Source organism: Geodermatophilus sp. SYSU D00708, assembly GCF_054050115.1.
In genome coordinates, this window is sequence record NZ_JBJGYS010000018.1 from 1 (window position 1) to 24,497 (window position 24,497).

19 protein-coding genes and 1 pseudogene are annotated in these 24,497 nt (G+C 74.6%); 6 read left to right on the forward strand and 14 right to left on the reverse strand.

The annotated features are described in order from the left end of the window. Positions 1 to 169 precede the first annotated feature (169 nt). Together ACI79D_RS15790 and ACI79D_RS15795 are read right to left on the reverse strand one after the other, a co-directional pair. Positions 170 to 952, reverse strand: a complete 783-nt coding sequence (locus ACI79D_RS15790) for a TIM barrel protein (protein WP_456919387.1) — start codon at positions 950 to 952, stop codon at positions 170 to 172. Beyond that, positions 949 to 1,968 (reverse strand): Gfo/Idh/MocA family oxidoreductase, encoded by a 1,020-nt coding sequence (locus tag ACI79D_RS15795; RefSeq protein WP_456919388.1) that lies wholly within the window; start codon positions 1,966 to 1,968, stop codon positions 949 to 951. Before ACI79D_RS15795 ends, ACI79D_RS15790 begins: the two co-directional genes overlap by 4 nt. A 113-nt stretch (positions 1,969 to 2,081) precedes the next feature. Here ACI79D_RS15795 and ACI79D_RS15800 point away from each other — a divergent pair, with 113 nt between their 5' ends. Further along, positions 2,082 to 3,083 (forward strand): LacI family DNA-binding transcriptional regulator, encoded by a 1,002-nt coding sequence (locus tag ACI79D_RS15800; protein WP_456919389.1) that lies wholly within the window; start codon positions 2,082 to 2,084, stop codon positions 3,081 to 3,083. Positions 3,084 to 3,273: 190 nt separating this feature from the next. Further along, positions 3,274 to 4,056: a DUF899 family protein gene (locus ACI79D_RS15805; RefSeq protein WP_456919390.1), complete on the forward strand. Its 783-nt coding sequence runs from the start codon at positions 3,274 to 3,276 to the stop codon at positions 4,054 to 4,056. Positions 4,057 to 4,067: 11 nt separating this feature from the next. Here the strand turns inward: ACI79D_RS15805 and ACI79D_RS15810 are convergent. From ACI79D_RS15810 to ACI79D_RS15830, 5 genes and pseudogenes are all read right to left on the reverse strand, one after another. Beyond that, positions 4,068 to 5,338 (reverse strand): annotated as a pseudogene (locus ACI79D_RS15810) (cytochrome P450); the annotation flags it as partial. Positions 5,339 to 5,454: 116 nt separating this feature from the next. Then, positions 5,455 to 6,471 carry a LacI family DNA-binding transcriptional regulator gene (locus ACI79D_RS15815; RefSeq protein ID WP_456919391.1) on the reverse strand — a complete coding sequence of 339 codons (1,017 nt, stop codon included), beginning with the start codon at positions 6,469 to 6,471 and terminating at the stop codon, positions 5,455 to 5,457. A gap of 100 nt (positions 6,472 to 6,571) precedes the next feature. After that, entirely contained in the window at positions 6,572 to 7,600 is a 1,029-nt protein-coding gene (locus ACI79D_RS15820) for a Gfo/Idh/MocA family protein (RefSeq protein WP_456919392.1), read from the reverse strand. Beyond that, positions 7,597 to 8,685: a Gfo/Idh/MocA family oxidoreductase gene (locus tag ACI79D_RS15825; RefSeq protein ID WP_456919393.1), complete on the reverse strand. Its 1,089-nt coding sequence runs from the start codon at positions 8,683 to 8,685 to the stop codon at positions 7,597 to 7,599. Before ACI79D_RS15825 ends, ACI79D_RS15820 begins: the two co-directional genes overlap by 4 nt. Before the next feature lie 33 nt (positions 8,686 to 8,718). Further along, positions 8,719 to 9,762 (reverse strand): LacI family DNA-binding transcriptional regulator, encoded by a 1,044-nt coding sequence (locus ACI79D_RS15830; protein ID WP_456919394.1) that lies wholly within the window; start codon positions 9,760 to 9,762, stop codon positions 8,719 to 8,721. A gap of 95 nt (positions 9,763 to 9,857) precedes the next feature. Between ACI79D_RS15830 and ACI79D_RS15835 the strand changes: the two genes are divergently transcribed. Together ACI79D_RS15835 and ACI79D_RS15840 are read left to right on the forward strand one after the other, a co-directional pair. Continuing rightward, a complete protein-coding gene (locus ACI79D_RS15835) occupies positions 9,858 to 10,700 on the forward strand; it encodes an aldo/keto reductase (protein ID WP_456919395.1) in 843 nt (280 codons plus the stop codon). A gap of 88 nt (positions 10,701 to 10,788) precedes the next feature. Further along, positions 10,789 to 11,976: a phytanoyl-CoA dioxygenase family protein gene (locus tag ACI79D_RS15840; protein ID WP_456919396.1), complete on the forward strand. Its 1,188-nt coding sequence runs from the start codon at positions 10,789 to 10,791 to the stop codon at positions 11,974 to 11,976. Between the two features lie 142 nt (positions 11,977 to 12,118). Here ACI79D_RS15840 and ACI79D_RS15845 read toward each other — a convergent pair whose 3' ends face one another. The 7 genes from ACI79D_RS15845 to ACI79D_RS15875 all read right to left on the reverse strand — a co-directional run bounded on the left by ACI79D_RS15845 (position 12,119) and on the right by ACI79D_RS15875 (position 21,472). After that, positions 12,119 to 14,275, reverse strand: a complete 2,157-nt coding sequence (locus ACI79D_RS15845; protein ID WP_456919397.1) for a sensor histidine kinase — start codon at positions 14,273 to 14,275, stop codon at positions 12,119 to 12,121. Continuing rightward, the gene (locus ACI79D_RS15850) at positions 14,272 to 15,642 is read right to left on the reverse strand and encodes a hypothetical protein (RefSeq protein WP_456919398.1); all 1,371 of its coding nucleotides are present in this window, start codon (positions 15,640 to 15,642) and stop codon (positions 14,272 to 14,274) included. The genes ACI79D_RS15845 and ACI79D_RS15850 overlap by 4 nt, the downstream gene beginning before the upstream one ends. 220 nt (positions 15,643 to 15,862) lie before the next feature. Continuing rightward, complete coding sequence (locus ACI79D_RS15855) at positions 15,863 to 16,711, reverse strand: glycine betaine ABC transporter substrate-binding protein (protein WP_456919399.1); 849 nt, start codon at positions 16,709 to 16,711, stop codon at positions 15,863 to 15,865. Positions 16,712 to 17,259: 548 nt separating this feature from the next. After that, positions 17,260 to 18,075: an ATP-binding cassette domain-containing protein gene (locus tag ACI79D_RS15860; RefSeq protein WP_456919400.1), complete on the reverse strand. Its 816-nt coding sequence runs from the start codon at positions 18,073 to 18,075 to the stop codon at positions 17,260 to 17,262. Between the two features lie 4 nt (positions 18,076 to 18,079). Beyond that, complete coding sequence (locus ACI79D_RS15865; RefSeq protein ID WP_456919401.1) at positions 18,080 to 19,138, reverse strand: ABC transporter permease; 1,059 nt, start codon at positions 19,136 to 19,138, stop codon at positions 18,080 to 18,082. 67 nt (positions 19,139 to 19,205) lie between these two features. Continuing rightward, positions 19,206 to 20,180: a substrate-binding domain-containing protein gene (locus ACI79D_RS15870; protein ID WP_456919402.1), complete on the reverse strand. Its 975-nt coding sequence runs from the start codon at positions 20,178 to 20,180 to the stop codon at positions 19,206 to 19,208. A 260-nt stretch (positions 20,181 to 20,440) separates the two neighbouring features. Then, a complete protein-coding gene (locus ACI79D_RS15875; protein ID WP_456919403.1) occupies positions 20,441 to 21,472 on the reverse strand; it encodes a Gfo/Idh/MocA family oxidoreductase in 1,032 nt (343 codons plus the stop codon). A 190-nt stretch (positions 21,473 to 21,662) separates the two neighbouring features. Here ACI79D_RS15875 and ACI79D_RS15880 point away from each other — a divergent pair, with 190 nt between their 5' ends. Both ACI79D_RS15880 and ACI79D_RS15885 read left to right on the forward strand, forming a co-directional pair. Beyond that, on the forward strand, positions 21,663 to 22,253 hold the full coding sequence (locus ACI79D_RS15880) for a TetR/AcrR family transcriptional regulator (protein ID WP_456919404.1): 591 nt from the start codon (positions 21,663 to 21,665) through the stop codon (positions 22,251 to 22,253). A gap of 60 nt (positions 22,254 to 22,313) precedes the next feature. Continuing rightward, positions 22,314 to 24,452 (forward strand): MMPL family transporter, encoded by a 2,139-nt coding sequence (locus tag ACI79D_RS15885; RefSeq protein ID WP_456919405.1) that lies wholly within the window; start codon positions 22,314 to 22,316, stop codon positions 24,450 to 24,452. Positions 24,453 to 24,497: the final 45 nt, after the last annotated feature.

The window sequence follows — 24,497 nt, forward strand, 5'->3', positions numbered from 1 at the left end:
CGCCGCCCCCGGCGCCCCCCCCCCCCCCCCCCCCCCCCCCCCCCCCCCCCCCCCCCCCCCCCCCCCCCCCCCCCCCCCCCCCCCCCCCCCCCCCCGTGCGGGAGGAGACGGCGCCCCCGACGAGGGACCGGTGGCGGACGACGCCGCAGCCGCCGGGGGCCAGCCCCGGTCAGCCGGGCAGGGTGTAGGCGGTGCGGAACCGGTCGAGGGCCACCGCCGGGTCGCCGGACGCCCAGCCCTCCAGGGCGACCACGCCGGTGTAGCCGAGCCGGCCGAGGGCGGCGGCGATCGCGGGGTGGTGGATCTCCCCCGTGCCCGGCTCGCACCGGCCCGGGACGTCGGCCACCTGGATCTCCCCGACCAGCGGCAGCGCCCGCTCGACGAGCCGCACGAGGTCCCCCTCGCCGATCTGCGCGTGGTAGAGGTCCAGGTTGAGCCGCAGGTGCGGGCTGCCGACCGCCTCCACCAGCGCGATCGTGTCGGCGGCGCGGGCGAACGGCGTGCCCGGGTGGTCGACGGCGGTGTTGAGGTTCTCCAACGTGAACACCCGCCCGGCCCGCTCCCCCAGTGCCGCCAGCCGCTCCAGGGTGCGCGCCGCGGTCAGCCACATCGCCGGGGTCACGGCCTGGGTCGGCACCACCGGCAGGCCCCGGCCGTCGAGCCCGGTGCCGTGCACGTTGAGCCGCGGGCAGTCCAGCCGCTCGGCGACCGCCAGCGACTGCTCCGCGGTCTCCAGCAGCTCCTCGCCGCCGTCCGCGTCGGCCAGCGTGCCGGTGACGTAGCCGGTCATCGAGGAGAACGTGGCACCGGTGGCCACCAGCTCGTCGACGTCCTTGGTCGTCCAGTCCCAGATCTCGACCTCGAGGCCGGTGTCGGCGATGCGCCGCACCCGCTCGGCGAACGGCAGGTCCAGGAAGAGCATCTCGGCCGAGGCGGCCAGCCGATAGGTCACTTCTCGACCTCCTCGAGGCGCACCGGGCGGCCGGCGCGCACCGACTCCGCCGCGGCGAGGGCGATCGCCAGGGCCGCCCGGGCGTCCTCGCCGGTGACGGGGGCCGGGGTCCCGGTGCGGACGGCGTCGACGAAAGCGGCGAGCTCGCCGGTGTAGCCCTCGGGGAAGAGCTCCTGGTCGCTGCGAACGGTCTCGACCAGCCGGCCGGCGGGGCCGGAGAAGACCATCCCGCTGCGCCGGCCGTCGCCCATGGTGGCCATGCCGCCGGAGCCGAGCACCTCCCCACGGACGTCGTAGCCATAGGCGGCCTCGAAGCACGCCTCGGCGACCGCCATGGCGCCGTTGTCGAAGCGGACCTGGACGACGGCGGTGTCGAGCAGCCCGCGGTCGCGCCACCCCGGCTCGACCAGCGCGTCGGCGGTCGCGTACACCTCGACGGCCTGCGCGCCCGGGTTGAGGAAGCGCAGCGTGTCGAAGTCGTGGATCAGCGTCTCGAGGAAGATCGTGTCCGGCAGCACCCGCGACGGGTCGAAGCCGCCCGGGTCGCGGGTCACCGAGCGCAGCTGCCGCGGGGTGCCGAGCGTGCCGGCGTCGAGCAGCGCGCGGGCCGCCCGCCAGTCCGCGGCGAACCGGCGGTTGAACCCGACCTGGAGGACGACGCCGGCGGCGCGCGCGGCGTCGATCGCCCGGTCGGCGTCGGCCAGCGTGACCGCCATCGGCTTCTCGCAGAACACGTGCTTGCCGGCGGCCGCGGCGGCGACGACCAGGTCGGCGTGCGACCGGGCCGGTGCGGCGATGACGACGGCGTCGACCTCGGGGGCGGCCCAGAGCTGCGCCACGTCGGTGCACGCCCGGCCCGTCCCGAGCGCGCCGGTCAGCCGCTCGGCCGCGCCCGGCGCGGGGTCGGCCACGGCGGCCAGCCGCGCGCCGGGCAGACGCAGCGCCAGCGTCTGCGCGTGGAAGGCACCCATCCGCCCCGACCCGACGAGGGCCACGCCCACGGTCTCGCTCGCCATCCCGACTCCTCGCTAGAACGTTCTAGGTCGCTATCAGCGTGGCGCGCGCCACAGTCACCCGTCAAGGGCGCGCCGCTAGAACGTTCTAGCGACTCGGCGCTACGCTCGCCGCCGTGACCCCGACGAGCCCCGACCGGCGGCCCACCCTGGCCGACGTCGCGGCCCGCGCCGGGGTCTCCACCGCGCTGGTGTCCATCGTGATGCGCGACGCTCCCGGCGCGAGCACCGCGACCCGGGAGCGGGTGCGGCGCGCCGCCGACGAGATCGGCTACCGCCCCGACACCCGCGCCCGGCTGCTGCGCAGCTCCCGCAGCCGGCTGATCGGCGTCGTCTTCGGAGTGCAGCACGCCTTCCACGGCGACCTGCTGACCGGGCTCTACGACGCCGCCGAGGGGGTCGGCTACGAGCTGGCGCTCAGCGCCGTCACGCCGGGCCGCGGGGAGCAGCGGGCGATCGAGAGCCTGCTGCGGGACCGCTGCGAGGCGCTGGTGCTGCTCGGCCCCTCGTCGCCCACCGCGCAGCTCACCGACCTCGCGGACCGCCTGCCCGTGGTGGTCGTCGCCCGCTCGGTCCGGTCCACCGCGGTCGACGTCGTCCGGACCGCCGACGACCAGGGCGCCCACCTGGCGGTGGACCACCTGGTCGCGCTCGGCCACCGCGACGTCGTCCACGTCGACGGCGGGCGGGCACCCGGCGCCGCCGAGCGGCGCCGGGGGTACCGCGAGGCGGCGCGCCGGCACGGCCTCGAGCCCCGGGTCGTGCCCGGCGGGCCGACCGAGGAGGACGGCGCCGCCGCCGCGCGCACGCTGCTGTCCGGCCCGCTGCCCGGCGCCGTCGCGGCCTTCAACGACCGCTGCGCGCTCGGCCTGCTCGACGTGCTGCGCCGGGCGGGCCGCACGGTGCCCGGCGACGTGAGCGTCGTGGGCTACGACGACAGCCGGATCGCCCGGCTCTCCTCGGTCGACCTCACCTCGGTGGCCCAGGACGTCGAGCAGCTGAGCACGCTGGCCGTGCGGCGGGCCCTCGACCGGCTCGACGGGGTCCCCGTCGAGCAGCGCGAGCTGGTCGTGCCGCCCCGGCTGGTCGTCCGCAGCAGCACCGCTCCGCCGGGCTGACGGAGCCCCTCCTGCCGCGGTGACATCCGGCCGGGTCCTGCCGCGATGACACCCGGCCGGGCCCTGCCGCGATGACACCCGGCCGGGTCCTGCCGCGATGAGTTCCGGCCGGATCACGAGTCGCTCCTGGTGACCGCCCGACCGCCCCCGGCACGGGAGACCCCCGGCACGGGACACCGAGGAGGACGCCATGACGGCCACGCCGCAGGACCGGGCCACCACGCTGCCCGGCCGCCCACCCGTCGTCGACCGGGCCACCTGGCAGGCCGCCCGGGACGAGCTGCTGGTCCGCGAGAAGGCCCACACCCGCGCGGGCGACGCCCTCGCCGCGGCGCGCCGCCGGCTGCCGATGGTGGAGGTCGACGGGACGGCCGAGGTCGTCGGACCCGACGGCCCGGTCCCCTTCCGCGACCTGTTCCGGGGCCGCGACGAGCTCGTCGTCTACCACTCCATGTGGTACGACGGCGCGCCGCCCCAGGGGCAGTGCGAGGGCTGCACCTTCAACGTCTGGCAGATGAGGGACCCCGTCTACCTGAACGCCCGCGGCGTGTCCTTCGCCGTCCTGACCTCGGGCCGGTGGGACGAGGTGGCCGACTACGTCGCGTTCATGGGTTATACCCAGCCCTGGTACTCGGTGCGCGGTGTGGAGGCCTCGATCGCCACGGACGAGGGGCACATCGTGTGCTACCTGCGCGACGGCGACCGCGTGTTCCTCACCTACTCCACGACCGGCCGCGGCAACGAGCCGGCCGACGGGTCCCTCGGCCTGCTCGACATGACGCCCTACGGCCGCGGCGAGGCGTGGGAGGACGACCCCGAAGGCTGGCCCGAGGGGCGCGACGCGTGCTGGTACTGGCGCACGGACGCGGACGGGAACTCCACCTGGGGCCCGACCAGCCGTCCGACGCCGCAGTGGACCCGCCCGGGCGCGACCCCGGTGGAGACCCTCGGCCGGCAGGGCGCCCACCACTGAGGCGAGCCGCCCGAGGCCGCCCGGTGCCGGACGGCCTCGGCGGCTCCGCTCACCGCGCGCCGCCCCCGACCGGGAACGACAGGGGCAGGGAGTCCCAGACGTACATGTTGGGCGTCGTCCTGTACCGGACCGGCGGGCCGGCGAGCGTGTAGTCGCCGAGCACCGGCAGCGCCTCCTCCAGGGCGATCCGGGCCTCCAGCCGGGCCAGCGGCGCACCGAGGCAGCCGTGCTTGCCCTCGCCGAAGCCCATGTGCCGGACCTTGCCGCGGGTGACGTCGAACCGCTCCGGGTCGGCGTACTGGCGCGGGTCGCGGTTGGCCGCGCCGTAGACCAGCACGACCCGCCCGCCCGCGGGGATGGTCACGCCGTGCAGGGTGACCTCGCGCGAGGCCGTCCGCCCCACCAGCTGCAGCGGGCTGGAGTGGCGGATCGTCTCCTCGACCGCGGTGGGGATCAGCGAGGGGTCCTGCCGGAGCAGCTCGCGCTGGTCGGGGTTCTCGGCGAGCAGCTTGAACAGCGAGCCGGTCAGGCCCGCGGTGCTCTCCACCCCGCCCAGGAAGAGCACCATCATCAGGCCGAGGATCTCCGAGGCCGGGGTGAGGTGCTCGTCGGCGAAGGGCACGCCGTCGATCTCGGCCTGCACCAGCGCGCTGACGACGTCCTCCCGCGGGTTGCGCCGGCGGTCCTCGAGCAGGTCGATGAAGTAGTCGCGGATGCCCTCGGTGGCGGCCTTGGCGACCGGGGTCAGGCTGGGGTCGTCGGGACGGCGGTCCTTGAGCTCGTGCACCCAGCGGTCCAGCTGGGCGCGGCCCTCCTCCTGCGCGCTGGGCAGGCCGAGGACGGTGAAGAAGACCTCGTTGGGCATCGGCCAGGCCAGCTCCTGGGCGAGGTCGACGTGCCCGCGGTCGCGCCAGCGGTCGACCAGGCCGCGGACGACGGCGCGGATAGCGTCCTCCTTGGTGGCGATGCGGCGCGGCAGGAAGTGCGGCTGCACCACCCGGCGCACCTGGTCGTGGCGCGGGTTGTCGACGTCGGGGAGGAAGCCCGGGCCGCTCTGGTCCTTGGCGGTGTCGTCGATGTCGATGCCCTCGTAGCTGAGGAACGTGTCGGTGTCGGTCGCGGCGGCGCGCACGTCCTCGAACCGGGACAGCGCCCACCAGTTCCACTTCTCGCTGTGGAAGACGGGCGCCTCCTCCTGCATCCACCGGTACACGGGGAAGGGGTCGGCCTGGAACTCCGGGCTGAAGGGGTCGTACTCCATCGCGGTGGGGGCGGTGGTCATGTCGGTCTCCGCGGTCGCGTGAGGGCCAGGAGCGTGCGCCGGTGCCGGCGCACGGGCGCTTTGAAGCGCTTCAAACGCCAGGGTGACGGGTGGCCCGCGTCACCGTCAAGACTTTGTCAGGACGAAGTCGGCGGGCCCGTCGTCCCTCGGACGACCAGGTGCGGCGGGACGACGACCTCCCGCTGCGCGGTGCGCCCCCCGTCGAGCCGCTCGACCACCGCGGCCACCGCGAGCCGGGTCAGCTGGGCGGAGTCCTGGCTGACGGTGGTCAGGTCGATGTGCGCCAGCCGGGACAGCGGGCTGTCGTCGTAGCCGACGACGGAGACCTCCCCCGGTACGTCGACCCCGGCGCGCAGCAGGGCGTCGAGCAGGCCCACCGCCGAGGCGTCGTTGTAGGTCACCACGGCCGTCGGGTGCTCCGCCGGACCGAACAGCGTGGCCGCCGCACGGGCGCCGGCCCCCTCTCCGGGGTCCCCGCCCACGACCTGCACGTGCCCGCCGAGGCCCCGGCGGCGCATCGCCCGCTCGTACCCCCGCCGCCGAGCGCCGGCGATGGGCCCGCGGCCGCCGTCGACGTGGGCGATGCGGCGGTGCCCGAGACCGGCCAGGTGCTCGACGGCCAGCGCCACGCCCTCGTCGTCCGCCGCCCGGACGACGTCGACGCCATCGGCCTCCACCGGCCGGCCGACGGCGACCACCGGCAGCTGGCGGGCCAGCGCGCTCAGCCGGGCGGCGGGCGCGTCGGGGCCCAGCAGGACCAGCGCCTCGCACCGCGAGTCGAGCAGCGTCTCCACCGCCCGCTGTTCGTCGCGGGTCCGGGTGACCGTGCTGAGGACCAGGTCGTAGCCGTGCTCCTCGGCGGCGTCGTGCACGTCCTCGACCAGCTGCGCGTGGAAGGTGCTGCGGACGTCCATCACCACGCCGATCAGCCGGCTGCGCCGGCGGGCCAGGAGGCTCGCGGCCCGGTCGGGCCGGTAGCCGAGGCGGGCCGCCGCGTCGAGGACCCGCTCGCGCGTGGCCCCGCTGGGCCCGGGCGCTCCCCGGAGCACGAGGGACGCCGTCGCCGCCGAGACGCCCGCCTCGTCGGCGACGTCGGCCAGCCGCGGTCGTCGCGCCGGCTCGGAGTCGCTCACGCTCCTCCCCTCCCTTGACACCCCTGGGATTGAAGCGCTTCACCGCGGCGTGGCCAACCGCTCTGCCGAGGAACCCTGAGAGCGCAGGAGCCGGCCGGGTTCAGCTCCGCGGCGCGAGCCTCGTCCGGGGCCGGGTCGGGAGGCCGGCGAGCCGGTAGCACTCGTCGATCAGCGTCATGGTCGCGACCGCGTCGTCCGGCCCGGTGGGCACCCCGGTCCCACCCCGGACGGCGGCGGCGAACGCCTCGAGCTGGAACGTGTAGGACGACCGCGTGCCCAGGTGCTCGGTGCGCTCGCCCGCCGGCGTGCGCACCAGCACCCGGTCGTCGCGGTTCGGCTCGACGAACGCCGGCGCGGTCGCCTCGCCCCGGTTGCCGACGATCCGCAGCGAGAAGTCCCGGTCGGGGTGCACCATGCTGCAGCGCACCGCGGCCGTGGCACCGGACGGGAAGCGCAGGTCGGCGTCCAGCCACTCGTCGACACCCGGCGCACCGGCGCGCTCCCCTGCCCGCGCGGCGATCGGCTCCGGCTCGCCGCCGGTCCAGGGCGCCAGCTCGCGCGCGGCGTGCAACCCGTAGCAGCCCAGGTCCATGAGCGCGCCGCCGGCGAGCTCGAACGACCAGCGCGGGTCGCCGTCGTCCGGCGGGAGCATGGCGATGGTCGCCTCGACGCGGACGACGTCGCCCAGCTCCCCGGTGTCCACCAGCTCCAGCAGCCGGCGCACCACCGGGTGGTAGAGGTGGTGGAAGCCCTCCACGACCGTGACGCCCGCGGCCTGCGCGGCGTCGCGGACCTCGGCGGCCTCCGCGGCGTCCGAGGCGAACGGCTTCTCCGACAGCACGTGCTTGCCGGCGGCGATCGCGGCCAGGTTCCACGGCCCGTGCAGGGCGTTGGGCAGCGGGTTGTAGACCGCCTCGACCTCCGGGTCGGCGAGGACGTCGGCGTAGGAGGCCAGCACCCGCTCGACGCCGTGCGCGCGGGCGAACGCCTCCGCCCGAGCGCGGTCCCGGGCGGCGACCGCGACCAGCCGGGAGCCGGTGACCTGCGCGGGGACGGCGATGGCCCGCTCGGCGATGCGGGCGGCCCCGAGGACGCCGATCCGCAGGGGCCCGGCAGCGTCCGCCGTCACCGGTACAGGGCCGGCTGCTCGGGGAGCTCCACCGGCACGCGGGACCCGGTGTGCAGGGACCGCAGCGCCGCGTCGGCGACCGCCTGCGCGACGAAGCCGTCCCAGGCGCCGGGGCCCTGCGGCGGCCGCCCGGCGACGACCGCGTCCACCCACTCCCGCAGCTCGACGTCGTAGGACAGGGCGAAGCGCTCCCGCCAGTCGCCCGGGACCAGCCCCGCGACCGCGCCCTCGCGGCGGATGGTCACCGGCGCCGGGTCGGCCAGCTCGACGGTGCCGGTCTCCCCGGAGACCTCGCAGCGGATCTCGTAGCCGTAGTGGATGTTGACCGACACCTCGACGTCGACGAGCACGCCGTCGGCCATCTCGAACAGCACCAGCAGCGGGTCCTGCAGCTCGCCGCCCCGGCTGCTCTTCCGCGGGGTCAGCACCTGCACGGCGGCGATCTCGGTGCCCAGCAGCCAGCGCAGCTCGTCGATCTCGTGGACGGCGGTGTCGGAGATGGACATGTCCCGCGTGTAGTGCGGCGGCACCGAGGCGTTGCGGTGCGCGCAGTGGACCATCAGCGGAGCACCGATGGCACCGCCGTCCACGGCCTGCTTGAGGGCCCGGTGCGCCGGGTCGTAGCGCCGGTTGAAGCCGACCTGGACCAGCCGGCGGCCGGCGGCGACCTCGGCGTCGACGATCCGCCGGCAGGCCTCCTGCGTGGGCGCCAGCGGCTTCTCGCAGAACACCGGCTTGCCGGCGGCGACCGCCGCGAGCACGTACGGCTCGTGCGTCGGCCCCCAGGAGGTGACGACGACGGCGTCGACCGCGTCCGAGGCGACCAGCTCCTCGCCGGTGGGCAGGGCCTTCGCGCCGGCCAGGCGCCCGGCGACGGTGGCGGCGCGCTCGGCGTCCGCGTCGGCGACGGCGACCACGCGGCTGCCGCCGGGGCCGCCGTCCAGCCGGCGGACGTGCTCCTGACCGATCATGCCGACCCCGATGACCCCGACGTCGAGCGCCACCACGTCCTCCTCGGTCCCGTCCCGGCCCGCCGCCGCGCGGCCGTGCCGCTCCAGGCTGTGCGCCGGTGCAGCCCGGGTCAACGGCGCCGACCCCTCAAGAACCCGTCAGCGCCGTCAGCGGGCGGAGAGCACCTCGGCGGGCAGGTTGTACGGCGTGACGACCTGGACGCCGGAGTGCCAGGAGCGCGGCGTCCCCGGCAGCGCGCCGTGGGCCTGCATGACCACGTGGCAGGCCCGGCGCAGGTCCAGCGCGAGGTCGTGGTGCAGGACCGCCGAGAGCCGGCCGGCCTGCAGCAGCTCGAGGTTCTCGGCGTCCAGGTCGTGGGCCACGAAGGCCCGGCAGGTCCGGCCGGCGTCGGCGAAGGCCGCCACCGTCGCGGCGTTGCAGCCGTAGGCGTACATCGAGTAGACGGCGGCGACGTCCGGGTGGGCGGCCAGCGCGTCGCGGACTCGCCCGCGCAGCACGTCGTCGTCCCCGGTCGGGTCGACCAGGTCGACCTGCCGGCGGCCGGGGCGCAACTGCCGCAGCGTCGCGCGGAAGCCCATCTCCCGCTCGTCCTCGCCGCGGAACGAGCCGTCGCCACGGGTGACCAGCACCGCGCGGTCGTCGTCGCCGAGCCACTGGTCGAGCAGGTAGGCCGCGGTCGCGCCGGCGGCCCGGTTGTCCAGGCCGACGTAGGCGACCCGGCGGCTGGTCGGCAGGTCGGTGACGAGCGTGACGACGGGGACCCCGGCCTCGGCCAGCCGCTCGACGGCGGCGGCGACCACGGGCGAGTCCGGCGCCTTGAGGACGACGCCCTGCGAGCCGCGCCGCGCGATGCCGTCGAGCGTGGCGGCGAGCTCGGTCACCGGCGGGGACTCGGCGAGGTGGAACCGCGCCCGGAAGGTCGCCGGGCGGACCAGCGGCAGCTGCGACTCGAGCGCCGCGCGGACGGCGGAGGAGAACCGGGCGGGCGCGTCGACGACGACGTCGAGGAAGAACGTCCGCCCCGTGAGCCGCACCTGCGAGCGCTGCCGGTGCAGGTCGGCGATCGCCCGGTGCACCTCGTCGACCGTGCTCTGCCGCACGCCGCCGCGCCGGTTGAGGACGCGGTCGACGGTCGCCTCCGACAGCCCTGCCTGGCGGGCGATCTCGCGGATCGGATAGGGGTGCGGCACGCGCCGCATTGTGACGGGTTCCTGAGGGATCCGCGACGTTGACCGGGACCGTCCGCCGCGGGAGGGTGACCCGGAAACGGACCCCGACCGGGAGGATGCCCGTGAGCGCCGTCCCCACCGTCCCGCTGAACAACGGGGTGCCGATCCCCCAGCTCGGGCTCGGGACCGCCCGCATCCCCGACGAGGAGACCCGGCGGATCGTCCGCGAGGCGCTCGAGGTCGGCTACCGGTTCGTCGACACCGCGGCCAGCTACGAGAACGAGCGCGGCGTCGGGCAGGGCATCGCCGACTCCGGCCTGCCGCGCGAGGAGATCTTCGTCTCCACCAAGCTGCGCGGCTCCGAGCAGGGTCGCGAGTCGGCGAAGGCGGCGCTGCGGGCCAGCCTGGACCGGCTCGGGCTGGAGTACGTCGACCTCTACCTCATCCACTGGCCGCTCCCCCGGCTGGACCGCTACGTCGAGTCGTGGCTGGCGATGGAGGAGCTGTTGGCCGCCGGGCTGACCCGGGCGATCGGCGTCTCCAACTTCCTGCCCGCGCACCTCGACCGGCTGGCCGCGGCGAGCTCGACCGTGCCGGCGGTCAACCAGATCGAGTGCCACCCGCGCGAGCCGCAGGTCGAGCAGCGGGCCGACGACGCCCGCCGCGGCATCGTCACCGAGTCGTGGTCGCCGCTGGCCAACGGCGGGGAGCTGCTGCGCCACCCGGTGGTCACCGGGATCGCCGAGCGGCACGGCCGGACGCCGGCGCAGGTGGTGCTGCGCTGGCATGTGCAGCAGGGGCTGGTGACCTTCCCGAAGGCGTCCTCGCGCGCCCGCCTGGTCGAGAACCTCGACGTCTACGGTTTCGCGCTCACCGACGAGGACCTGGCCGGCCTCGCCACGCTCGCCGACGGCACCCGGGTCAACGGCCAGCACCCCGACGCGTGGGAGGAGTTCTGAGGGGTTTCTGATGGGTCGGCGACGTTGACCGTGCCGTTGAGGCCCGCGCACGCTGGTCGGCACACCCGTCGACCGAGAGGACGAGGCCATGACCGCAGTGCCCACCGTCGCCCCCACCCCCGGCTGGTACACCGCGGCCGACTGCCGCCTGGAGGACTTCCGCGCGGCCGTCGAGACGACCACCGACCCGGCCGAGTACCCGCACGCCGACGAGGTCCGGGAGAACGTGCTCGTCTACGGCCCCGGGCTGCGCGACTCCGTCGCCACCCCCGAGGGGCGCCGGGAGGTGCAGGCCGAGCTGGTCCGCGCGCTGGCCGACGGGCCGGGGATCGTCGTGTTCGCGGGCGCCTTCCCGGACACCGGCGTCGTCGACCGGGCCACCTCCGTCTTCGAGGCGCTCATCGCCGAGCAGAAGGCCGCGGGCGTCGTCGGCGGGGACCACTTCGCCAAGCCCGGCGCCAACGACCGCGTCTGGGGCGCGCTGGACAAGTTCGCCGTCCGCGACCCGGAGGCGTTCGCCGCCTACTACGCCAACGACGTCCTCGCGCTGGCCTCCGAGGCGTGGCTGGGCCCCGGCTACCAGGTCACCAGCCAGGTCAACGTCGTCAACCCGGGTGGCTCGGCGCAAGTGGCCCACCGCGACTACCACCTGGGCTTCATGTCCGAGGAGCAGAGCCGGGCCTTCCCGGCCCACGTGCACCGGCTCTCCCCCGCCCTGACCCTGCAGGGAGCGGTGGCGCACTGCGACATGCCCGTGGAGACCGGGCCGACGATGTACCTGCCGCACTCGCAGAAGTACGCGCCCGGCTACGTCGCCTTCCACCGGCCCGACTTCACCGCCTACTTCGACGAGCACTTCGTGCAGCTGCCGCTGCGGAAGGGCGACGCCGCGTTCTTCAACCCGGCGCTGTTCCACGGCGCGGGCACCAACCGGTCGGCCGACGTGCGCCGCATGGCCAACCTGCTGCAGGTCTCCTCCGCGTTCGGCCGGGCGATGGAGACCGTCGACCGGACGGCGATGGTGCGGGCGCTCCACCCGGTCCTGCTCGCGCAGAAGGCCGCCGGCATCGACGAGCGCACCCTGCACAACGTCGTGGCCACCTCCGCCGAGGGCTACGCCTTCCCGACCAACCTCGACCGGGACCAGCCGATCGGCGGCCTGGCCCCCGAGACCCAGGCCGAGCTCGTCTGGCGCGCCCTGCAGGAGGACTGGTCTCCCGAGGCGCTGGACGCCGAGCTCACCGCCCAGGCCGGGCGGCACACCAGCGCCCCCTGATCGGGCGGGCCCGGCACCCGGGCCCGCCCGTCCGCGCCCGCCGCACCGGCTGGCTGGCCGACTCCGGGAGTGGCCGGCACCGGGCTGGTCGAGGTCCGTGCTGCACGTGTCTCCGCTCACCTGCTCGCGCCCCCCGGGTCCCTCACCGCCACGGCGGCCGGCCGGGTGAGCGCGGGACCGCCCAGAGGCACCAAGCCCTCGACCGCCGTCCCCTTGCCGGGGCTGGTCCGGACTTCCAGCTGTCCGCCGACCGCCGCGAGCCGGCCTGCGCCTCCCATCCCGGTCCCTCGTCGCGGACGGTGAAGTGCAGACGCTCCTCCTCGGTGGACAGCTGCAACCGGACCGGAGCACCCGGCGCGTGCTTGCGGGCGTTGTTCACCGCCTCGAGACAGCAGAAGTAGACGGCGGCCTCGACCTCCGGCGGGAACCGCTGGACCGTCACTCCGGTGCTGTCGACCCGGACGTGCGGGTCTCCCTCGAACTCGGCACCCAGGGCGGCGACCGCACCGCGTTCGCCGAGAGCGGGAGCGGAGAGGCCCGCGGCGGTACGGGCGAGGACCGTCTCCGCGGTCTCGAGCTGCTCGAGGACCTGGTCCAGCCGGGCGCATGCCTCTCCCAGCCGTCCGGCTCCGACCTCGAACTCGGCCAGGCCGAGTGCCAGGCTCACCGACACCAGGTGGTGCTGGACACCGTCGTGCAGGTCGCGCTCGATGCGCCGCCGTTCGCTGTCGGCCTCCGCCACCGCTCGGCGACGCGCGTCGGCGATCTCGGCTGCATGGGCGAGCCCGGCACGCAGCTGTCGCTCCAGGTCGATGCTGACGCGCGTGGCTTCCAACACGACTCCGAGGCTGTTCGCGATCGCCGCCAGCAGGTCCTGTCGTTGGTCGTCCGCCCCGGCGACAGCGGCCCGGTCGATCGCGATCGTCCCGACCTCCCGCCCCCCGTGCCGGCTGGGGACCTCCAGCAACGTCCCGGCCTCCTCCTCCCCCGGTCTGAGCCACTGGTAGGTCTTGTCGCGCAGCCCGGGCCGGTGCACCGTCAGCCGGCACGTGGTCGCGCCCAGTCCCCGGCCGATCACCTCCGCGATGCCGGCCAGGTCGGGCAGGCCCCCGGTGACGGTCCGCGGCCGTGCCGCCAGCTCGGCCAGCACGCCGTAGGGCGCCGGTCGGGTGCCGTACAGCAACGTGTCGGACACGCGTTCGGCCAGCAGGAACACCGGGAGGAAGGCGAGCGCGCACACCGCGACGGCCGCTCCCTCGGAGAGGACCGGAGCGGCCCTCCTGCCCACGACCGTGTCGACGACCACGTACAGGCAGCCGATCACCGCCGAGACCAGCACGACGACCAGGCTGCGGCTGAACCACCGCTGGGCGCTCACGGCACCGGACCTCCGGCCGGCCCACAGCACCGCCACGGCCAGGACGGGCAGGGACAGGTGCGCCGCCCAGAGCCACAGCACCAACGGCGGCAGGGACGGGAACGACGCCCCCACGCCCACGGCTGTCGGGTCGATGACGGGCAGTCCCGGCAACCCCAGCCCCACCAGCACCCCGGTGACGATGGCCAGCGCTGCCCCTGCCACCACCGTCCCGACCAGCACGCCGAAGAGCAGTCGCGCCGGCGCCCTCAACCGCTCGCTCGTGCAGGCGCGGTACCGCCGGCGCGCGCCGACGACCCCGAGGAGCGGCAGCGCGAGCCCGAGCAGGAACACGCAGCGGACCGACACCGAGTACAGCAGCGCGGCGGGGACGGTGACCACTGCGAGGCCGACGGCCGCCACCACCGCCCACGGTTCGGGCCGTCCGGCCGGACGGCCCCGCGGTGCCCAGCCCAGGGCGAGCACGTAGGCGACGCAGGTCACCACCGGCAGCAGGAACTGGGGCACCACGTCCACCCGATCGAGCTCCGTGGCCGTGGCCAGTGCCTGCGACGCCGCGCCCGACTGCAGGTTGAAGGCGGCGGCCGAGGCAGCCAACGCGAGCCCGAGCAGGGACTGTGCGGGGTCGCCGGCACCGGACACCAGCAGGGCGGCCCCGAGGAGGAGCACCAGCACGCTGAACGCCATGTCCGGAACCAGCTGGTAGAGGGGCTCGGTCCGCGGGCCGCCCGCGAGCAGGCCCAGGGCCCAGTCGTCGCCCCTGGCGGCCTCGGTGGCGACCCTGCGGGCGAGTTCCGGTGAGTGGTGCACCACGGCCACCACCACTCCCAGGACGAGCCAACCGGCCGACAGCAGCGCGCAGCAGGCGAACGCGACCGCCGACGCGGCGCCGACACGGCCTCCCGAGCGCTCTGCCGTCACTGGACCGCGATCTCCGCCTCGACGCTGCTCTCCACCACGGGCTCCACCCGGTCGGGCACCCAGGCCCGGACGACGATCGGGTGGTTCCCGGATCCGGCGACCGAGGAGCCGTCCCCGTCGTCCTCGTCCGTCTCGGTGACCTGCACAGCGCCGCCGAGGGCGGTGAGACGGTCGGCGTCATCGGCGAGCAGCGCCTCCAGACGTGCGGCGCTCACCGGAGGGACGGGGTCCTCGATCACCACGCAGATCCGGCCGGGAGCCGGCTCCAGCCCCAGGGCGAGCTCCCGTTCGGCAGGTCGTCCGGCCAGCGTGCGGAGCGCCGAGGCGGCGACGTAGTAGAGCCCGGATTCCAGCTCCCATGCCAGGCGCGGCGCAGGGTCCGCCAGCAGCCGGACGGGCCGGGGGAGGTCGGCCGCCACCTCCTGGAGCGCGGCGGCCGGCCCCTGGTCACGGAGCACGGCCGGGTACACGCCTCGCGCCACCGTGCGGAACCGGTCGAGCAGGTCGTCCAGCCGGATCCGCGTGTCGGCGAGCGTCTCCCGGAGCGGATCCACGTCGGCTGCTGCACCGGACAAGCCGGCACGGGCCCGCTGGAGGCCGGCTCGCAGCTCGATCAGACGGTCCCCCACCACCTCGGTGAGCTCGCCTGTCAGCCGTCGCCGCTCCGCCTCCCGCGCCGAGTCGAGCCGTCGACGGGAGGCCCGCAGCTCCTCGGCGAGCTCCGTCGCCCGCCGGACCCGGTCGCTGAGCTCCGCGTTGAGAGCGGCGACCCGCAGCAACAGCGCTGCCCCGTTGGCGACGTCGTCGAGGAGCCGACGGTCCGCGGCGGTGATCGCTGCGTGTTTGGTGATCACGAGAGCGGCTCGGAGGAGCCCACCGTCGAGCACTGGCACGAGACAGTCGGTGTCCGGCTCCGCGAGCAGGTCCGCGAGCCCGGCCACGCTCCGCGGGGGGCCGTCCGGGTCCCCCGCATCCGGCGGGTGGTGAGCGGCATCCACCAGCCGGTCACCGACGGCCAACCAGATCACGGCGCGGTCCGCCGCGGTGCCGGCGGCGAGCACCCCGGCCAGGTCGGGCAGCACCTGCTCCAGGGAGCCCGCCTGGATCCGCCGGGCCGCCTCGGCCAGCGCCGAGTACGGGCTCACCACGCCGAGCCCCGCCACCCGGGTGGCCACGCGCCCCAGGGAGGACCACACCAGGAAGAGGGCGACGGTGGCGAGCGCCACCGCGAGGAACGGGAGCACCAACCGGACCTGACCAGGCGCGATCACGCTGCGGCCCGTGTCGACGACCGCCACGAGGACCGCGGCCGCACCCATGGCGACCGGAAGTGCACGGAGCGCCGCTGCCATGCTGACCCGGGTCATCCCCACCACCGACCCCCGCCCGACCCATGGCGGCCGTGACTCCTCAACGCTAGGCGGACGAGCCGACCGGGCCAACCGTCTCTCGCGCCAGTCGACGGTGCTTCGTGGACTCCATGGCCGGCCGTGGGCGGGAGTGGGCCCTGCGCCGAGGCGGTGCGCCACCTGCTGGGGTCCCGTGGACCACCGTCGGCCTCGGGACCTCGCAGCACCGGCGTCATGATCAGCCGATCCACTCGTCGATCTGGCCGGCGTGCTCGTCGACCCACTGCCGTGCGACGGCCTCGACGTCCTCGCCGTCGACGTCGACCTGCTTCTGCATCGCCTCCATCTCCTCGATGGAGATGCGCAGATCACGCAGCAGGTCCACGAACTGCGGCGCCTGCTCCTGCAGGTCCTTGCTCACGGCGATGTGCGCGCTGTACGAGGGCATCGCGCAGGCGCCGTCGCCGGTGGTCAGGCAGCCGTCGGTGTAGGGCCTGGGCTCGTCGAGCTGCACCAGGTCGTACTGCGCGAACACCCAGTGCGGGTGGTAGAGGTACAGCACCATCGGTTTCCTGCGGCGGTAGGAGTCCTCCAGCAGCGCGAGCTCGGCGGCCTCACCGGCGACGACGTGCTCCAGGCGGGTGATGCCGTAGCCCGCCAGCCGCTTGGCGTTCTGCTCGGTGGTGATGTAGCCGGGGTCGGCGTCGTAGAACGCGTAGCCGAGCTCGGCGGCGTAGTCGTCGAGCTGGGTGACGCTGGTCAGCCCTTCCAGCGGGCCGCCGGGCTGGACCGCGTAGGCGGGCACGAACCAGCCCTGTGAGGCGTTGCCATACGTCTCCGACACGATGTCGACCCGGGCCCTGGCGCTGTGTGCGAGCTCCTGTTGATTGGGGAGATCGACCTCGGTGAGCAGGTCGATGTCCCCGCGCTCCGCGCCGGACCAGGCCGCGGCCGGGTCGAGTTGCGTCGTCTCCAGGGAGGCGATGCCCAGCTCAGGATGGTCGGCGACGACCTCGTCGAGGATGGCGTTGGTCAGTACCGCGGCCGTCCAGCTGTACTGGGCGGCCTCCACGACGATGCCGTCCACGCCGCCGGAGCTGCCGTCATCGCCGGCGCACCCGCTGATGGACGCAGCGAGGAGGGCCGCGAGTCCCACTGCGTGCGCACGGGTACGGACGGGGGTGCGCAGCATGGGTTCTTCTCCCGTGGGGCGCCGGGGCCTCTGCATGCCGGAGAGGTGGGCGCGTCGCGCGACCCAGGGGGAGCCTGCGCCTCCCGCCGTGCGATCGGTCGGTCGACGAGCGTGACCTCCAGCGGCGGTCGCGCGGCGGACGGCCTCATCGGCTCGTCCCCACTCAGCGTGATGCGGCCGCCCCCCCTGCTCCCCGATCGAGGAGATCTGGACCCGACCGCCCACGAGACGTCCGCCTTGGTTCCCGACGGTCAGCGAGGTGGTCGGGCCGCGCAGGCCCCGGACGATGATCATGGAGCGGCGGTAGCGACACGCGCGCCGACCGCGGCGTGTCACCGCGCCAACTCCATGATCGCCGCGTATCGAGCCAGACAGACCGGACACGACGGCGCCCGCCCTCCCGGTGCGGGAGGACGGGCGCCGCGGGGGCAGGGGGTCCTTCTTCAGCGCTTGAGCTCGTGGGAGAGCTCGGCGAGCTCCTGGCCGCCGGCCATCTCGGTGGTGAGCTCCTCCAGCGTGACCTCCGACCGCTTCTTGTCCAGCACCCGGCGGCCGAGCTTGAGGATGATGAAGTGATCGCCCACCAGGTAGGCGTGGTGCGGGTTGTGGGTGATGAAGACGACCCCGAGGCCGGCGTCGCGGGCCGCGGCGGTGTACTTGAGCACCACCCCGGACTGCTTGACGCCGAGGGCCGCCGTCGGCTCGTCGAGGATCAGCACCCGGGCGCCGAAGTACACCGCGCGGGCGATGGCGACGCACTGCCGCTGGCCGCCGGAGAGCGTGCCGATCGGCTGGTTGATGTCCTTGACGACGATGCCCATCTTCTGCAGCTCTTCGTCGGCGATCTCCCGCATGGCCTTGATGTCCAGCGGCGCCATCGGATACTTGCCCTTGCGGATCTCCGACCCGAGGAAGAAGTTCCGCCACACCTCCATGAGGCCGACGACGGCGAGGTCCTGGTAGACGGTGGCGATCCCGGCGTCGAGGGACTCGCGGGGCGAGCCGAAGCGCCGCTCCTGGCCGTCGACCCGGAGCGTGCCCTCGCTGTGCGCGTGCAGCCCGGAGATGATCTTGATGAGCGTGGACTTGCCGGCGCCGTTGTCCCCCAGCACGCAGGCCACCTCGCCGGCGTTGACCTTGAGGTTGATGCCCTCCAGGGCTCGGATGGCGCCGTAGGTCTTGCCGACGCCCTCCATCTCGACGAGGGGCTCGCCCTTGTGCAGGTCGGCTGCGGCGTGCTCGGCGATGGTGTCAGTCACGTCGTCATCTCCTCTGGGCGGCGTAGTTCTTGATGTAGAGGTTGACCAGGACGGCGAGCAGGAGCATCACGCCGAGGAAGGTGCGGAACCAGTTCGGGTCCCAGCCGGCGTAGACGATCCCCTGGGTGGTCATCCCGAAGATGAAGGCGCCGAGCGCCGAGCCGACCGCCGAGCCGTAGCCGCCGGTCAGCAGGGCGCCGCCGACGACCGAGGCGATGATGTAGATGAACTCGTTGCCGACGCCGAGGCCCGCCTGCACCGTGCTGAAGTTGAAGAGCAGGTGCATGCCGAGGAACCAGGCCAGGAACGAGACGCCCATGAACAGGCCGATCTTGGTGGCGCGAACCGGCACGCCGACCGCGCGGGCGCTGGCCTGGTTGCCACCGACCGCGGTGATCCAGTTGCCGGTCCGGGTGCGCAGCAGCAGCCAGGTGCCGATGGCGACGAACACCAGCCACCAGAGCACGGTGACCTTGACGGTCATGAAGCCGAGCGGGATGTCGGAGGCGAAGACCGCCTTCGCGGCGCCGAAGCCGTCCAGCGCGCTGGTGTTCGGGGTGGCGACCGTCCCGGTGACCAGCTTGGTGACGCCGAGGTTGATGCCCTGGAGGATGAAGAACGTCGACAGGGTGATGAGGAAGCTCGGGATCCCCGTCCTCATCACCAGGTAGCCGTTGACGAACCCGATCGCCAGCGCGATCAGCAGGCTGACGACGACGCCGACCCACATGTTCAGGCTGAACTGGTAGCAGATCATCGCCGACGCGAGCGCCGTCGTGGTCACCGTGACGCCGGCGGACAGGTCGAACTCGCCGCCGATCATCAGCAGCGCCACACCGACGGCGACGATGCCGATCGTGGAGGAGGCGTAGAGGACCGTCGCCAGCGCCGGGAGCGTCCGGAACGGCGGGGCAACCGCCCAGAAGAAGGCGAAGATCACGATCGCCGCGGCCAGCGCGCCGATCTCGGGCCGGGAGAGGACGCGGGAGACCAGGGATCGTTCGGCGCGCCCCGGCGGGGTGGCCGCCGGCACCGTGGGCTTGGTCGCCACGGATGAACTCATGGTTGCTCCAGGGAGGCGGGGAGGATCCGGGGGAGCCGGGGTCCGCCCCCGGCTCCCCCGAGCGGGCTTACCGGGTGTTGTTGTTCGCGTACTCGACGATCGGGCCGATGTTGGCCGAGTCGACGATCGACGGGCCGGTGAGCACCGGGCCGCCTCCGCCGATGTCGTTGCCGTTGGTGAGGTTCAGCCACAGCGCCGTCACGGCCATGTAGCCCTGCACGTAGGGCTGCTGGTCGACCGAGAACAGGATCCCGCCGCTGTCGATCTGCTCGGCGACGTCGGCGTTCAGGTCGAAGGTGACGACGTTGGCCTGGCTTCCCGAGTCGGTCTTGGCCTGCTGCGCCGCCAGGGCGATGTCCGCGCCGAGCGTGACGACGTTGGCGATGCTGGCGTCCTGCTGGAGCTTGGCGCCGATCGTCTGCTGCACCGCCGGCAGGTCCCGGCCGTTGACGTAGAGGATCTCGGTGTCGGGGTTGGTCTTGACCACCCCGGCGCAGCGGGCCTCGAGCTGCACCTGCCCCTGCTCCTGGATGACGCACACCGTGTGGCCGGGGCTCTCCTGGGAGATCTTGGTGCCCACGGTCTGCCCGGCGAGGTCCTCGTCCGACCCGAAGTACATCGTGACGCCGTAGTTCTTGTAGTCGTTGATGCCCGCGTTGAACGCGACGGTGGGGATCCCCGCGTCGACCGCCTTCTGCACGTTCGGCCCGATCGCGTCGGGCGTGGGCAGCGTGGTCGCCAGGCCGTTGACCCCGCTGTCGATGGCGTTCTGGATCAGCGTCGCCTGCTCACCGGCGTCCTGGTTGTTGGAGTAGTTCAGGGTGATGCCGAGGTTCGCGGCCGCCGCCTCGGCACCGGCGCGGATCTTGTCCCAGAACGTGTCGCCGGGCGCCTCGTGGGTGACCATCGCGATGGTGAAGTCCTCGCCCTCGCCGGGGGCGGCCTCGTTCTGCGCACCCCCCTGACTGCTGCACGCGGCCAGCGCCGTGGCAGCGGCGGCCACGGCCACCGCCACTCTCAGCGACCTACGGCTGGTCCTCATGGGTGTCTCCTCGTCGGGTTGGCCACCGGGCTGGTGACCTGCTCCGTCCGGGACGTCGGGTCGAGCGCTCAGCCGTGGGACCGGGGTCCTCGTGCCGTCCTTATGTCCGGACATAGTGACATGCGCCAATGTGACACGGCTCACCAGGAGCGTCAAGGGTCCTCCTCAGCGGCCTGCCTGCCCAGCAGCAGCGACACGGCCCCGACCGGCGGCCCCGGGAGCACCCGGGGTCATCAGCGGCCGTGCCACTCCCCCGCGCGCTACGCGCCGGCGGACACCGGGTCGGCCGCGACCCGCACCGGCCGGCCGGTGTGCAGCGACTCCTGCGCGGCGTCGGCCACGCGGGAGGCGGCCACGGCCTCCTCAGGCGTGCAGGGGTTGTCGCGCTCGCCCCGCACCAGTTCCACGAAGGCCTGCGCCTCCGCCCGGTAGGCCGCGGCGAATCGCTCGGCGAAGGTCGCGTGCGGCCGGCCGCCGGGGAACGTCACGCCGGGCTCGGCCGAGCGCAGCGCGGCGTGCTCGTCGAGGCCCACGACGAGGCTGCCCCGCGACCCCTGGACCTCCAGGCGCACGTCGTGCCCCGCGCCGTTGTAGCGGGAGGCGGTGACCGTGGCCAGGGTGCCGTCGTCGAGGGTGCACACCGCCAGGGCGGTGTCGACGTCGCCGACCTCCCCGATCGCCGGGTCGCCGTTGTTGCTCCCCATCGCGTACACCTCGGCGATCCGCCGGCCGGTGACCCAGGCGAGGACGTCGAAGTCGTGCACGCTGACGTCCCGGAACAGCCCGCCCGAGGTGGCGAGGAAGGCCACCGGGGGCGGCGCGGCGTCGCAGGTGACCGCGCGGATGCTGTGGACCCAGCCCAGCTCGCCGGCCCGGAGGGCCCGCCGGACCTCCAGGTAGCCGGGGTCGAACCGGCGCTGGTGCCCGATCTGGACGACGCCGCCGGCCGCCCGGACGTGCTCGAGCACCGGGAGCGAGGCCGCGACGTCCGGCGCGACGGGCTTCTCGCAGAGCACGGGCAGGCCGGCATCGACCCCCGCGCGGATCAGCGCCGGGTGCGCGGGGGTGGCCGCGGCCACGACCAGCCCGTCGACCCCGTAGGCGATCAGTTCCTCCACGCTCCGGGCCCAGTCGAGGTCGAGCTCCGCGGCCAGCCGCCGGGCCGGCGCCGGGTCGGCGTCGGTGAGCGTCAGCCGCGCGACGTCAGGCAGGGCCGACAGGGTGCGGGCGTGCATGGCGCCGATCCGCCCGGTGCCGACGAGGCCCAGGTGCACTCCGGTGGACGAGGTCATCGCAGCGGCTCCTCCGCAGGGCGACGGCCCCGCGGCGAGCGGGGTCGGCGTCCAGGCTCGGGGTGGCGCCCGGCGCCGGTCAACGCCCCGTGGCCCCTTCCCGAGCCCTCCTGGGACGGGTGAGGCACGACACCCAACCGAATCGGTCGGATCACCGACCAGAACGGTCGGTTGCGCCTAACCTGTCCTCGTGGCCCGACCGTTCCGGCAGCAGATCGACGAGGGCATCCTCGACCGCGCCGCCGCACTCTTCGCCCGCCGCGGGTTCGCCAAGACCTCGCTGCAGGACGTCGCCGGCGCCGTCGGCCTGTCCAAGGCCGGCCTGCTGCACCACTTCCCCAGCAAGGACGCGCTGCACGAGGCGGTGCTCGCCCAGGCCACCACCCTGGGCCGGCGCGTGCTCGAGCAGGTGCAGGACCTGCCGGTGGGCGCCGAGCGCGACCGGCGCGCCGTCGAGGTGCTCGTCGACGTCGCCCTCGCCCACCCCGGGCTGGTCGCGCTCATGCTGGGGCCGACCACGCAGCCCGACGCCGCCGGCCCCGAGCACGCCGTCGCCGAGCTGGTGCTGCGCGCCTTCGGCGTCGACCCGGCCACCACCGAGCAGCAGCGGCTGGTCCGGGCGCTGGGCGCGCTCGGCGCGCTGGCCGTGCTCACCCTCGCGGCGCACTCCGCCGACCAGACCACCGCGTGGCGCCAGCACATCGTCGCCACGTGCTTCGACGCGCTCGGTTCCCGCCGTCCCGGCTCCGCGCTACCCGACCCCGACCAGGTGGAGGCCTGATCCCCCATGGCTGTGTTGTTGTCCCGACTCGGTGCCTTCTCGCACCGGCACCGATGGGCCGTGGTCCTCGTCTGGCTGGCCGTCCTGGTCGCCGGCGGCGCGGGCGCGGCCACCCTGGCCGGGGAGACGTCGAGCAGCTTCTCCATCCCCGGGCAGGAGTCGACCATCGCCCTCGAGCGCATCGGGGAGGAGTTCGGCGCCGGCGGCGGGGCCACCGCCCGGGTCGTGCTGCAGGCACCGGACGGCCAGACGCTGACCACGCCGCAGAACGCTGCGGCCGTCGGCGACCTGGTCGGCGAGCTAGCACAGCTGCCGGGCATCGCCTCGGCCAGCAACCCGTTGGACCCGGCCGCGCCGGCGGTCAACGCCGAGCAGACCACCGCCTACAGCACCGTCACCTACGACGCCCTGCCCGGCGAGGTGACCCCCGAGCAGCAGGACGCCCTGGTGGCGGCCGTCGAGTCCGCCGGCAGCGGTGCGCTGACCGTCGAGGTCACCGGCGAGGCCGTCCAGTCGCCCCCGCACGTCGGGGGCCCCGCCGAGGCGATCGGCGTCGTCATCGCCCTGGTCGTCCTCGCCGTCACCTACGGCTCGCTGATCGCCGCGGGCATGAACCTGCTGACGGCGGTGGTCGGGGTCGGCATCGGCGTCCTCGGCATCACCATCGTGACCGGGTTCGCCGACCTGTCCTCGACCACGCCGATCCTCGCCGCGATGCTCGGCCTGGCGGTCGGCATCGACTACGCCCTGTTCATCGTCACGCGGTACCGGCAGGAACTGCGGCACGGCGCCGAGACCGGGACCGCGATCGCCACGGCCGTGGGCACCGCGGGCTCCGCGGTGGTCACCGCCGGGCTCACCGTCGTCATCGCGCTGGCCGGGCTGTCCGTCGTCGGCATCCCCTTCCTGACGCAGATGGGCCTCGCCGCGGCCGCGACCATCGTCGCCGCCGTCCTCGTCGCGCTCACCCTGGTGCCGGCCGCGCTGGGCTTCCTGGGCGCGCGGGCGCTGCCCCGCCGGCAGCGCGCCGCCGGGGCGCACGAGGCCCGGCACCCCGCCCACGCGCGGGGCCGCCGCGGGTTCCTCGACGGCTGGATCACCACGGTCACCCGCCGGCGGGTGGTCTCCCTGCTGCTCGCGGTCGTGGCCCTCGGGGTCGTCGCGATCCCGGCGTTCTCGATGCAGACCACGCTCGTGCAGTCCCCGCCGGAGGGCTCCACCCAGGCCCGGGCCGAGCAGCTGCTCGCCGACGGCTTCGGCGCCGGCTTCACCGGCCCGCTCACCGTGCTGTTCGACGGCGACGGCGCGGCGCAGGCGGCTGCCCGGGTCAGCGCCGCGATCGCCGACCTCGACGACGTGGTGCTGGTGGCCCCGTCGGTGCCCAACGCCGACGGCAGCGCCGCCCTGCTCACCGTCGTCCCCGGGTCCGGGCCGACCAGCCAGGAGACCCAGGACCTCGTGCACGCGCTGCGCGACCTGCTCGCCGGCACCGACGGGCCGCAGGCCTCCGTCACCGGCGCCACCGCGGTGAGCGTGGACGTCGCGCAGAGCCTCGACGAGGCGCTGCCGGTCTACCTCGCCCTGGTCGTGGGCCTGGCGCTGGTGCTGCTCGTGCTGGTCTTCCGCTCGCTGCTGGTGCCGCTGGTCGGCGTCCTGGGCTTCCTGCTGACCATCGGCGCGTCGCTGGGCGCCACGGTGGCGGTCTTCCAGTGGGGCTGGCTGGCCGACGTGGTCAACCTCGACGGCACCGGCCCGCTGATCAGCCTCACCCCGATCCTGGTCATCGGGATCCTGTTCGGGCTGGCGATGGACTACCAGATCTTCCTGGTCTCCCGGATGCACGAGGCGCACAGCCACGGCGCCCGGCCGCTGGACGCGATCCGCACCGGCTTCCGGCAGGCCGCGCCGGTCGTCGTGGCCGCGGCGCTGATCATGTTCTCGGTCTTCGCCGGGTTCGTGCCCGCCGGGGAGGCCACGATCAAGTCGATCGCCTTCGCCCTGGCGGCCGGGATCCTGGTCGACGCGTTCGTCGTCCGCATGGTGCTCGTGCCCGCCGCGCTGGCGCTGCTCGGCCGGGCGGCCTGGTGGCTGCCCCGCTGGCTGCGCTGGCTGCCCGTCCTCGACGTCGAGGGCGCGGCCCTGGAGAAGGCCGCCCCGGCCCCGGCCGAGCAGCACGAGCCGGTCGCCGCCGGGCGGTGACCGCCCGGCCGGCTCCCGGCTGACCCTCTCCCCTGCGCGGCCCGC